Raw genomic sequence first — 11418 nt, forward strand, 5'->3', positions numbered from 1 at the left:
ATTATATCTGGAGGTGCGGTAATGGATTTGAGGTATCCGATTGGGAAGTTCGAGCATGCAGGGGTTATTACTAGTGAGCAAAGGTCAGAGTGGATTGCGGATATCAAAAGACTGCCAGCTGAGCTTCGGGCAGCTGTTAAGGGCTTATCGGAGGTGCAGCTGGATACGCCTTATCGCGAAGGCGGCTGGAGTATTCGGCAGGTGCTTCATCATATTGGCGACAGCCATATGAACAGTCTCATCCGGTTCAAGCTGGCTCTAACCGAGGAGCATCCGACGATTCGCCCTTATTATGAGGAACGCTGGGCAGAGCTAATCGATACGAAGCAAGAGCCAATCGACTCCTCCTTGCAGCTCATTGATGGACTTCACCGCCGATGGGTAAGCTTATTGGAGTCCATGACTGAGGAGCAATACAGCCGTACGTTCTATCATCCGGGCTCAGAGGAAAGTATCCGATTAGATACGAATCTGGGCTTGTATTCGTGGCATGGCAGGCATCATCTCGCACATATTACATCTGTGCAATTCTAGCTTATTCATACATAATACTGGTGGATTAGAAGTATGCTAAGGATTGATCTTACATTCATTCGAACGAAATGTGCAGCAAGCAGCAGGAATAATAGGTATAGGATGAAGGAATGAACAATAGGAGGAGAAGGAATGGCGGAATCAGCTAATAAAGGCAGTCAGTTCTGGCAGCTGGTAAAGAAAGGGAATACCTCATCTGGGGCAGCAGCACTCGGCAATACAGGGCTAGCTATTGTCAAAGGGATTGCAGCATCGATTACAGGCAGTGGAGCTATGTTCGCATCAACCATGCACTCCTTAGCGGACGCCATTAACCAAGGATTTGTATTTGTAGGAAGTGTGCTGGCAGAGAAAAAGCCGACCAAGAAGTTCCCAACTGGCTTCGGACGATTGATTAACGTCTTCTGTATGGTCGCCGTTATCGTCGTATCCATCATGGCTTATGAAACGATACTCGAAGGCTTTCATCTTATTAATCATCCGTCTGAATCAAGTGGGGGGTTCTGGCTGAATTTGATCGTACTCCTGATCTCTTTGGCTGTTGATGGGTTCATACTAGTTAAAGCGATGAAGGAAATCCTACATGAGTCGCGAGTTGAAGCAACAGGCTTCGGGATCGTATCAACCGCATTTCGGAATGTGGGCAGAGCAGCCCCGCCGACTCGGCTTGTATTCTATGAGGATATAGTTGCAACCTCGGGTGCTGTATTAGCTCTGATTGCAGTAATAGTTACCTCTTTGACGAACTTTGCGTTATTGGATGGCATTTCGTCGATTCTTATAGGGATACTTATGGTTGGAGTCGCCTTCAAGGTAGGTTACGACAATATGGTTGGGTTGATTGGCGTATCCGCTCCACCTGAGGTCGAAGAGAAGGTGTCGACGATTATTTTCTCCAATTCTGAAGTAACTGATATTTATGAGCTGCGAATTCTCCAAGAAGGACGCTATTATCATGTGGAAGGTTTAATTGAACTGAAGCCGGGCATGACCCTTGCCGTGGCAGATGACATCAAATTCAACCTTAAGAATAGCCTGCTTCGCGACCCCGATATTGCGGACGTTACCCTTGGTATTATTGAAGATGATGGGATTAAGAGATGGAACCCTAAGCGCGTAGTGGATAAGAAATAAGTCTGCTGCTGGGTAATGAGGATTCGCTGAGCATACGTATAATCATGATGAGAACAAGGACCTAGTTAAGGGTCCTTGTTTGCGTTCTAAGAGTGAATTGCATTCGAAAACACAACAAATCTTGGATATGAACCATGTCATTGAGGCTCAGAAATGTTTTATAATTCAGCTGTGTCTTACTATACAGAGAGCTGTGGGGGATAAGTATATATGAATCAAAGCTATAGAATAGGGATTGATCTCGGAGGGACGAATATTAAATCTGCCCTGTTACGAACGGATTACACAGTGGTATGTGAACGAAGTGATCCGACCGAAGCAGCAAGAGGGCCAGCGCATGTTCTGCATAAGATTAAAAGGATCGTTCTTACGATGATGGAGCAAGAAGGCATTAGTCAGGATGAGATCACTTCCATGGGACTAGGAATTCCAGGTCTGCTGGACACAGAGAAAGGAATATCGATATTTTCTCCTAACTTCCCTATGTGGCGTAATGTGCACGTAGTCGAGGAAATGAAGAAAAGTTTTCATTTTCCAATCTATATCGATAATGATGTTCGGGTTCATATGTATGGCGAATGGCTGTTTGGCGCCGGAGTCGGCTATAACCATCTATTCTTGATTACGATTGGTACAGGCTTAGGGGGGGCAATCGTAAATCAAGGCGAGATGATCTATGGGACCACTTCGAGTGCTGGCGAGATTGGGCATATGAATATGTATCGGGAAGGCAGACCCTGTCGTTGCGGCAGCTCTGGCTGCCTTGGAAGGTATGTATCAGCTATAGGAATCGTTAGAACATTCGTCGAGAAGCTGGAGCAGGGCAGAACAAGCGTCGTTCAGCAGTGGATTGACGGGGATCATGATAAGATTACAGCTGAAATGCTGTCTAGTGCTTATGACTTGCAAGATGGGCTTGCGATTGAAGTCATGCAGGAAACAGGCCGTATACTTGGTTATGGATTAACCAATGTGATCAATTTACTGAATCCACAAGTTATCATAATTGGCGGGGGAGTCTCGGCAGCAGGTGATCGATTATTGAATCCCGTCAGAGAAACGATCGCTGAACATGCACTATCTCTATCTAGGCAAGTCTGCACCATTGTACAAGCCAAATTAGGCAATCGTGCCGGTATGATTGGTGCTGCCGCTTATGCGGATAGAAGAAGTCGAATTCAGCCTTCTGGCTAAGTATTGGACATATTGGTGTTAAGGCTCTGGATTTTCTTATGAGTTGGGCATGCTAGGGTTTAGGTGGATGATACTAATACTCTCAAGTCTGATGGCCTGAATTTTCTATACATAGGAGCCTAGAAAACGCATGGAACTTCTATTGATGGTACTGGTATTGCTCGTGCTCATCGGTATATCCAACGTAATGAATCGTTTTATCCCCATTATTCCTGTTCCACTCATTCAGATTGTACTTGGCGTTGCAGCCGCGTTCACACGGTTTCATTCCTCTCTTAGCCGTGTGGAGCTCATTCTGACGAATCGGTTAAAAGTGATCCTGCTATTCCTATGGTCGGCAATACGGCGATTGGTTCATAGACGCAAGCCCAAGCCAAAGCTTATGAATCCGTCACATCCGAGCTGGGATATGTATAAAGCTATGAAGCTCGAGGCAATACAGGCAGCAATAGCACGAATGAAGAAGCTTGAGAACAGCGCTAATCGTGATACGATATGCAGCGTTATTGCCACGTACAAAGAGCTTGAGCTGAATCTGCAGAACGACAGGCGGTTGACCTCTCCTCTGAACAAGCCGAGCTTGAAGCGAAGGGAATTGGAATTGAAGGCGATTCAATCGGAGCGCAATGAAATACAAGAGATGTATGAGCATGGCGATATTGATCGTAATCTAGCTAGTACGCTAAGAATGGATGTGAATTATCGTGAAGCTTGTGTATTCGAAGCGCAAGCCGTCGATGAGCATATACAGAATTGATTCGATTCGGCATGACGACACACTCATGGTATTATAGTAGCAGCCTTATTCTTAGGGATACTAATCAGCTTGATAACGGGAAACAATATGACGAATAGGAGAAGATTGAATGTCACTAGCACAGAATGATCAACAGCCTTATGATTTCCCTAGCGGAATGAGCCAGCCAGCACTGCAGGCACTGGCATTAGCAGGTATTAGTAGGCTTGACCAATTCGCCAACTATACCGAGAAAGAAATTCTAGCCATGCATGGTATAGGTCCCAAAACGATTAGACAGCTGCGACAGGTGTTTGCTGAGAAGGGCTTATCGTTCAAGGAATGAGCCCGAGCTCAGTGCCTCATAGATAATGGAATAGTTGCCTCAGATAAGGCTGCCGATGATTGAATTCGGCGGCTATTTTGCTGTGCATTCAGGTATTCCATTGCGGTCTGTTATAGCTTATGGCTATAACTAGATATAGTTTATTCCAGTTACTTTATATCCAGCTGGATATGATATCTTGTGTGTAGAGATCGAGAATGGTTCAAGCGAGAAGAGAATAACGGGATTTAACCAAGCTTAGCCATCCTCATGTTAGGAACAAAATGGATATTCGTATTTGCTGAAATGATAGGAATAACAAATGAACGATACCAATAGGCAGAGGGGTTATATGAGATGGTAAAAAGCAGTGTACTAGGATATCCGAGAATTGGCGCGGAACGCGAATGGAAAAAGGCGCTTGAGGCTTTCTGGGCTGGCAAGCTGGAAGAAGCAGAATTCGAGCAAAAGCTTCTGGAGATTCGTCTTAATCATTTACGCAAACAGCAAGAAAAAGGGATCGACCTCATTCCAGTTAACGATTTCAGCTATTATGATCATATCCTTGATACAGCGACTATGTTCGGCCTTATTCCACAGCGCTTCGCCTATGAGGGCGGCAGCATTCCATTGTCTCTGTATTATGGCATTGCACGTGGTACGAAGGATGCTACAGCCAGCGAAATGACGAAATGGTTCAACACGAACTATCATTATATTGTACCTGAGCTTGGAGAAAGAGAGCCTGTACTAACAGATAACAAGCCTCTTGCGGCTTATCGCGAAGCGAAGGAGAAGCTCGGTATCGAGGGTAAGCCAGTAATCGTGGGTCCACTAACCTTCCTGAAGCTGTCCAAAGGTTATAAGGCTGCTGAGACGGATGCCTGGCTGAATCGACTTCTTCCTCTCTACGTACAGCTGCTTCAAGAGCTTGAGAACGAAGGGGTACAGTGGGTACAGATTGACGAGCCTATCGTTGTAACGAAGCTGGATGCAGCAGACCTGCAGCGCCTGAATACTATCTATGAGACATTCGCTAAGCAGGCTCCAAACCTTAATATTGTGCTGCAAACCTACTTCGAATCGATAGAAAATTATAACGACATCGTTAAGCTGCCGGTTAAAGGAATTGGACTCGACTTCGTTCAAGGTCTTGCTGGTAATCTATCCTCGATTAGAGCAAATGGATTCCCGGCAGACAAAGTACTAGGAGCTGGAGTCATTGACGGCCGTGGTATTTGGAAGGCTTCGCTTACGGAGAAGCTTACACTAGTGGAAGAGCTGACGCAGCTCGTATCGGCTGACCGTCTTATCGTACAAACATCATGCAGCTTGCTGCATGTGCCAGTGACAACTAAGAACGAGACGAAGCTATCAGTGGAGCTTAAGGATGCTCTTGCATTCGCCGAGGAGAAGCTTGATGAGATTGTGCTGCTGGCTCAGGCAGCAACTAATGCTGAATCGACTAAAAATGAGCTTGAAACGTATGATCGTGCTATCCAGGCACTCAAAAATTCGGCGGAGCGTAACCGCAGCGATATTCAACAAGCCGTTGCTGGCATCAGCACGCAGCAGCCTAAGCGTAACCGTCCGTTCTCTGAGCGTCATGCAGCACAGCAGGACAAGTGGCAATTGCCTATTTTCCCAACAACAACAATTGGCAGCTTCCCTCAATCAACCGAGGTGCGCAAAGCGCGTCAGCAGTGGCGTAAGGGTGAATGGAACAATGAACAGTATGCTAGCTTCATCCGTGAGCAGATTGATATCTGGATTAAGCTGCAAGAGGAAATCGGATTGGATGTTCTTGTGCATGGCGAATTTGAGCGTACGGATATGGTTGAGTTCTTCGGTGAGAAGCTTGCTGGCTTCGCGTTCACGCAGAATGGTTGGGTACAGTCGTATGGATCACGCTGCGTTAAACCTCCGGTTATATTCGGAGATGTAGCCTTCCAAGGAGCAATGACCGTTGAAGAAACGAAGTACGCTCAATCACGCACTGCACGTCCAGTTAAAGGCATGCTGACAGGTCCAATCACGATACTGAATTGGTCCTTCGTACGTGAGGACATTTCTCGCGAGCAGATCGCTTACCAGCTGGCGTATGCTTTAAGACAAGAGGTTGAGGCTCTTGAGCAAGCAGGAATTGGCATGATTCAAGTTGACGAGCCAGCTGTTCGGGAAGGACTTCCCCTTAAGGCTGAAGAGCATGCTGCCTATCTGGACTGGGCAGTGAAAGCCTTCCGTATGGCGACTTGCACGGTTCAGGATACGACGCAGATTCACACTCATATGTGCTATTGCGAGTTCCATGACATGATCGGTTCTATTGAAGAGATGGATGCAGATGTGATCTCGATTGAAACCTCACGCAGTCATGGTGAGCTGATTCACAGCTTCGAGCTTAATACGTATGAGCTGGGCATTGGGCTTGGAGTATACGATATTCACAGCCCACGTGTCCCACATGTAGAAGAAATGACAAGCATGATAGACCGCGCGCTCCGTGTTCTTGATCCGAAGCTGTTCTGGATTAACCCGGACTGCGGACTCAAGACACGCGGCTTGGAAGAAACGGTTAGCTCGCTGCGCAACATGGTTGAAGCCACTCAGATTTCACGCAAGAAATTTGCTGAGTTAGTCCATTAATCATTCATTCCTAGAGCTCCCTTCGGATATTCCGAGGGGAGCTTTGTGTGTAAGGATAGCCAAGACAATAGTCACTGAAACTTTTCTGTTACAGCCATCGTCTCTTAGGGTAATTAAGCTTCATAATGAAGAGGAGGCATGAATAATGAACAATTCACGCAAGGTATCAAGCCAAGCATGGAGCAGCTGGAGGGCTAGAACGATAGCCGTTGGAATAGCCGTTACACTCTCTACAAGCGGATTCATTCTCCCGATTAGTCACACTCAAGTGGCAGAGGCAGCAGTTGGTCCGCAAGCTGGCTCAGCTATTTATAACCGTTTCGAGCAGCTAGTCAAGAAGCCGTCAACACTTGCGCTTGCCCGTCAATATCTGATAAACCGTATTGATGAGGTAAGCTCATCACAAGCGACTATTATGACGCTGCATCTGGAGAATGCGCAGAAAGTACACTTGGATGTTTTTGTCGAGAAGATCTATCCAGAACGCATACAGGCAATAATCGATAAGGCATACAGGGAGCAAGGGGAAACCTATGAAGGATTATTAAGCGCTATAACTGACAAGGAAGCACGCCGAATCGTGATGGAGTCTAGAGATAAGGGCTATAAGATTGAATCTAGTGAGGGTATGTATTATCCGGTGATGGACTATCAGGGCTTCAAGCAGTTCAGAGCTTATGTGAATAAGGATATCGCCTCTTACATTGATCTGATGGCCGTTGAATCGAGCGATCCGATGTCGTATGATGCTGCAATTGTTATTACATGGGATGAACTCTTGAATCGTGCACTGAAGCGTGAAGCATTCCTGCAGCAATATCCGAAATCGAATAGGGCGACTGCTGTGAAGAATGCTTTTCTATTAGCGAAGGCCTATTCCTTCTACGGAGCAAGCAATACGCCAGCCTATGATGGTGCAGATGGTACCCTCTCAACATTGGATCCAGAGCTGCGAACAGCTTATGAGACAGTAGTAGCTAATCATTCAGGAAAGAGTGAACTGATCACAACAATCAAACAGCTGCTTGAGCTTCTTGATCGTACCGATGGGGTACGTACGAAGGAAGTCGATGACTTTTTGCAACAGCATGTACAATAAGGCTTGTGAGGAGATGAACCCTAGATGTAGGGTTCATCTTTTTTGTGTGCCATCGATCCATGTTGATTGCTTGGTGGGGAATGCCTATAGAAAACATACCTGTGCTCTTGAATTCGTCTGTTGTAAGGGCTTTCGTATCCCTTCATAATGAAGACATCACTTACGAGGAAATTTAAAGAGATGGCGAAGAAGCAAAACGCAGCTAAGCTGCTCGTGATTAGCTTATTGGCTGGCATGGCGGCACAGGTAATGGAGGGGACAATAATTCGAACACCTCTTCCATTACAGGAATGAACCAAGCAGCGAACAACACGGCGTATGGAGATCGTATTGACGGATGTTCTCATGCCAGGTATGACAGAGCTTCAGCTCATGCAGCTTACCAAAGATGCCTATCCTCAGACGAAGTGGGTTGTGATCTCCGCACACTCTGAATTCAAATATGCCCAAGAAGTAGTGAGGCTAGGTGCTAAGGATTATTTATTGTAGCCAATTGGCAAAGACAGCTTAGCTGGAGGATTCCGTGCTTGAGAGGGGTTAAAGACATGAAAAGAGGAATTAGTTTTGAGATTCCCAATGATTATGGAAGTTTTCTTGGAGATATATGGAGACCCATTGATATGACTGGATTCGATTGGTCCATCGGAGGAGAAGAATCCTATGCCGCTAACGACAATCAGCTGGGCGAACCGCTTTTTCCAGAAGAGATAGTCGGTTTGGAAGGCGCGAATCTAAGTAGGCTAATAAACAATTCACAGCAATATTTGATTTTTGTGAATATTAAAGCTTACACCCAAGGAAAGAAAGTTGTAGATGTTGCAACGTATGAAAGGATACGTGAAAGTTGAATATGTTACTGATGACAATGATTGCAGAACAAGGCTATCCGTGTGGTAATGTCATTGAACTACCATGAAAATTCATTGAAGTAACATCAAAAAAAGACAAAATCAAAGAAGGGTGCGTCTTTTAATTTTTTTAAAGTGGGGCACCTGGCACACACATATTTAATCTAGGGATCAGGATACATCTGAAATGGAAACGGAATACCCCAAGCTTTCTAGTCTTCGTACGGAATTTCTAACGACTGCAGCATGTTTGTGCCGTTCAAAATAGTCTTCACCCAGATCTACATACATTTCTTTTCGGGTTAGTAAGTAATAAGCGATTCTTAGCATGGCATGAGCGACTACAATAGCGGCACGTTTTCTGCCTTTTTTAGCAAGTGTTCGACGATACATGGCGCCAAGGTAGTTCTTGGATGCACCTACTGAATGTGCCGCCTCTGTTAAGGCAACTTTCAAGTATTTGTTTCCTTTCTTACCTTTGGTCGACTTGCGTTTGCCGGCACTCTCGTTGTGTCCAGGTACTAAAGCTGCCGAAGAACATAAATGAGCTGCACTAGGAAACTGTTTCTCGATGTTTGTTCCAAGCTCAGCTAAAATCTGCTCCGCCATGCGAGGGGCTATACCTGGAATGGAATCTAAACGCTCTATGTCTTCCTGAAAAGAGCTACATCTTTTTGCGATCTCTTGATCTAGTAGATCAATTTGTTCTGTCAGAAAATCGATGTGGTTTAGAATTGTCTTGATCATTAATCGCTGATGAGGGTTTACATAGCCGCGCAAAGCTAATTCTAGTTCCGCTTTTTTTCTTCTTCAATGTACGCTGGGCTAAGTTTGCTAGTGTTTCAGGATCTTCTTCGCCATCTGCAATGGCACGAAGCATGTTCTTGGAAGAAACGCCCATAATGTCAGAAACAACAGAACCAAGCTTAATGTTTGCTCCTTCCAGAACTTTTTGAATTCGATTGTGCTGCCTTGCGCGTTCCTCGATTATGCTCCTACGGTACCGAACTAACTCCCTAAGTTCTCGTTGTGTGCGGTTGGGAATAAAACTAGCTTTAAGAAGCCCGTGACGGAGTAGTTGAGCAATCCACTCAGCATCTTTGACATCGGTCTTACGTCCTGGAAGTGCCTTCATATGCTGGGCATTCACGACTAAAAACTCGATATCTTCGGATTCTAAGAGGTTAACAATTGGTTTCCAAAATACACCCGTACTTTCCATTGCGACATGCGTACAGCCATGGCTTTTAATCCAATCTATTAACTGCAGCAGAAAGACTGTTTTAGTAGGAAACGTACAAATCTCCTTTCCTTGAGGTGTCATTACACATGCGGTAATGGAGTCTTTATGAACATCCATACCACATGCCCTTTCAATGAGAATATCCATTTCAGATTTCCTCTCTACGGCTCTGTAATTGGAGCTGGTGCAACAACCAAAATAGGATTAATCTACCATGAGTGCTTCCCGAGGGAGCGACATTCTGTGATGCACCGTGATCGTTGGAGTCAGACTAACGGAGGGGCTCTAACGCACCATAGTTTATCGACCTTCTTCTCCCAGCCGTAGTAGCATTATTGACGGCATTTCTATTTTCATCCTCTGTGGTGCAGCGCTGATTTTGCGCTGCATGGATGGCTAACGGGCAGAATACTTGAAATATATGGTAGTATTACATTGAGAATAAGTTGCTTAGGTAAACAAGTGTATCATTTTTTATGTAGAGGAGAGGTATGGTTATGGTTAGTAAAGAAATAAGGGTCATAATTGAAAATTATCTTGAAGCATACAATTCATTTAAAATTGAAAGAATGGTTGAACTCTTGCATAAGGATATAATATTCAGGAATATATCCAATGGAGAAACCACAACGGAGACTAGAGGAATACAAGCATTTAGGGAGTTGGCAGAACAGTCGTCATCGATGTTCTCCAGCCGATGCCAGACAATTACCGATTACAGTGTTATTAATGACAAAGTAGAGGTCGGAATCCATTATGAAGGTATTCTTGCTTGTCGTGGATTTTCCTAATGGATTAAAGAGTGGGGATAAGCTGCAATTAAATGGAAAGTCAACATTCGAGATTAAGGAAGGAAAAATCTTATTGATTGAAGATTACAGTTGAGTACACTATACGGTTTTTAAACGAACTGGGAAAGGTAGCTCAATAAAGTAGACAACGAGGCTGCCACGGATTCAACGGCAGCCTCGTTACACTAACAGGCAGGTTAATCGAATAGTTAATCACGGATTTTTCAATTCAGGAGGCAAAACATATGTAGCTAAATGGGTGTGGTTAATTAACTCTACTGAAGGTCCATACGAAATTCGATACGTTAATCGGTCTTTTCCTACTGGAACATGGTGTCCTGCAGTCGGCTCAATTTCAAATGAAATTTCTAATTTAAAGCCACGGAACCCATTTATTCTTTTGGTTTCGATTACTGCAATTTTCCATGGTGTAATTTCAGGCGAAAAAGTTTTTAAAATATTTGGGCGGTAATAGTTATCAAGAACTTCACTAATATAAGGAGATAGCAAGTTCATGAGAATATCCTGTAGCCTAAGTTCTTCTGAGTCCTCAGTGGGTTGATTTGCCGAAGCTATATTGGTTTGAATAGAAGAAACAAGAACAAGCGATAAAAAAAAGAAAAGATTATTTTTTTCATTTTATTTACTGACTCCTTTTATGGTTATTATTTACCAACCCCTTTAATTTATGTGGCTTATTAAGCTAACGTAAGAACGATAGTGAACATCGAAAGGGCTTCCATGTAGTAGCCTTCATTAAGCTATACCAGCTAATAGCTTGTCAACATTACCAGCAAAACAGCTCGAGAACTTGTGTTATATTGATTAATGAGCATGCCAAAGAACCCTCCAATTCGAATTGTATTGG

10 protein-coding genes and 2 pseudogenes are annotated in these 11418 nt (G+C 44.4%); 10 read left to right on the plus strand and 2 right to left on the minus strand.

Going from position 1 to position 11418, the window contains the following annotated elements; translation table 11 throughout:
- The first annotated feature begins 21 nt into the window (after positions 1-21).
- From AC6ESP_RS28675 to AC6ESP_RS28715, 9 genes and pseudogenes are all read left to right on the plus strand, one after another.
- The gene (locus tag AC6ESP_RS28675; RefSeq protein ID WP_497100189.1) at positions 22-534 is read left to right on the plus strand and encodes a YfiT family bacillithiol transferase; all 513 of its coding nucleotides are present in this window, start codon (positions 22-24) and stop codon (positions 532-534) included.
- A 132-nt stretch (positions 535-666) separates the two neighbouring features.
- Positions 667-1668 carry a cation diffusion facilitator family transporter gene (locus AC6ESP_RS28680; protein WP_497100190.1) on the plus strand — a complete coding sequence of 334 codons (1002 nt, stop codon included), beginning with the start codon at positions 667-669 and terminating at the stop codon, positions 1666-1668.
- A gap of 210 nt (positions 1669-1878) precedes the next feature.
- Entirely contained in the window at positions 1879-2862 is a 984-nt protein-coding gene (locus tag AC6ESP_RS28685) for an ROK family protein (RefSeq protein ID WP_497100191.1), read from the plus strand.
- Positions 2863-2992: 130 nt separating this feature from the next.
- Positions 2993-3619: a hypothetical protein gene (locus AC6ESP_RS28690; protein ID WP_497100192.1), complete on the plus strand. Its 627-nt coding sequence runs from the start codon at positions 2993-2995 to the stop codon at positions 3617-3619.
- Between the two features lie 109 nt (positions 3620-3728).
- A complete protein-coding gene (locus AC6ESP_RS28695) occupies positions 3729-3944 on the plus strand; it encodes a helix-hairpin-helix domain-containing protein (RefSeq protein WP_497100193.1) in 216 nt (71 codons plus the stop codon).
- Between the two features lie 336 nt (positions 3945-4280).
- The gene (gene metE, locus AC6ESP_RS28700) at positions 4281-6569 is read left to right on the plus strand and encodes a 5-methyltetrahydropteroyltriglutamate--homocysteine S-methyltransferase (RefSeq protein WP_497100194.1); all 2289 of its coding nucleotides are present in this window, start codon (positions 4281-4283) and stop codon (positions 6567-6569) included.
- Positions 6570-6714: 145 nt separating this feature from the next.
- Positions 6715-7668 (plus strand): hypothetical protein, encoded by a 954-nt coding sequence (locus AC6ESP_RS28705; RefSeq protein ID WP_497100195.1) that lies wholly within the window; start codon positions 6715-6717, stop codon positions 7666-7668.
- Between the two features lie 318 nt (positions 7669-7986).
- Positions 7987-8154 (plus strand): annotated as a pseudogene (locus AC6ESP_RS28710) (response regulator); the annotation flags it as partial.
- Positions 8155-8213: 59 nt separating this feature from the next.
- Positions 8214-8516: a DUF2691 family protein gene (locus AC6ESP_RS28715; protein WP_497100196.1), complete on the plus strand. Its 303-nt coding sequence runs from the start codon at positions 8214-8216 to the stop codon at positions 8514-8516.
- A 171-nt stretch (positions 8517-8687) separates the two neighbouring features.
- Here AC6ESP_RS28715 and AC6ESP_RS28720 read toward each other — a convergent pair.
- Positions 8688-9906: pseudogene (locus AC6ESP_RS28720) on the minus strand (IS110 family RNA-guided transposase).
- A gap of 350 nt (positions 9907-10256) precedes the next feature.
- Between AC6ESP_RS28720 and AC6ESP_RS28725 the strand changes: the two are divergent.
- A complete protein-coding gene (locus tag AC6ESP_RS28725; protein ID WP_497100197.1) occupies positions 10257-10550 on the plus strand; it encodes a nuclear transport factor 2 family protein in 294 nt (97 codons plus the stop codon).
- A gap of 213 nt (positions 10551-10763) precedes the next feature.
- On the opposite strand, the gene AC6ESP_RS28730 is transcribed toward AC6ESP_RS28725, so the two are convergent.
- Positions 10764-11138: a DUF3888 domain-containing protein gene (locus AC6ESP_RS28730; protein WP_497100200.1), complete on the minus strand. Its 375-nt coding sequence runs from the start codon at positions 11136-11138 to the stop codon at positions 10764-10766.
- Positions 11139-11418: the final 280 nt, after the last annotated feature.

Source organism: Paenibacillus xinjiangensis, from assembly GCF_059686975.1.

What these genes read in the sequence shown, in the direction of transcription:
- AC6ESP_RS28675 (WP_497100189.1), top strand. Translation starts at nt 22, where the DNA reads ATGGATTTGAGGTATCCGATTGGGAAGTTCGAGCATGCAGGGGTTATT.
- AC6ESP_RS28680 (WP_497100190.1), top strand. Translation starts at nt 667, where the DNA reads ATGGCGGAATCAGCTAATAAAGGCAGTCAGTTCTGGCAGCTGGTAAAG.
- AC6ESP_RS28685 (WP_497100191.1), top strand. Translation starts at nt 1,879, where the DNA reads ATGAATCAAAGCTATAGAATAGGGATTGATCTCGGAGGGACGAATATT.
- AC6ESP_RS28690 (WP_497100192.1), top strand. Translation starts at nt 2,993, where the DNA reads ATGGAACTTCTATTGATGGTACTGGTATTGCTCGTGCTCATCGGTATA.
- AC6ESP_RS28695 (WP_497100193.1), top strand. Translation starts at nt 3,729, where the DNA reads ATGTCACTAGCACAGAATGATCAACAGCCTTATGATTTCCCTAGCGGA.
- metE (WP_497100194.1), top strand. Translation starts at nt 4,281, where the DNA reads ATGGTAAAAAGCAGTGTACTAGGATATCCGAGAATTGGCGCGGAACGC.
- AC6ESP_RS28705 (WP_497100195.1), top strand. Translation starts at nt 6,715, where the DNA reads ATGAACAATTCACGCAAGGTATCAAGCCAAGCATGGAGCAGCTGGAGG.
- AC6ESP_RS28715 (WP_497100196.1), top strand. Translation starts at nt 8,214, where the DNA reads ATGAAAAGAGGAATTAGTTTTGAGATTCCCAATGATTATGGAAGTTTT.
- AC6ESP_RS28725 (WP_497100197.1), top strand. Translation starts at nt 10,257, where the DNA reads ATGGTTAGTAAAGAAATAAGGGTCATAATTGAAAATTATCTTGAAGCA.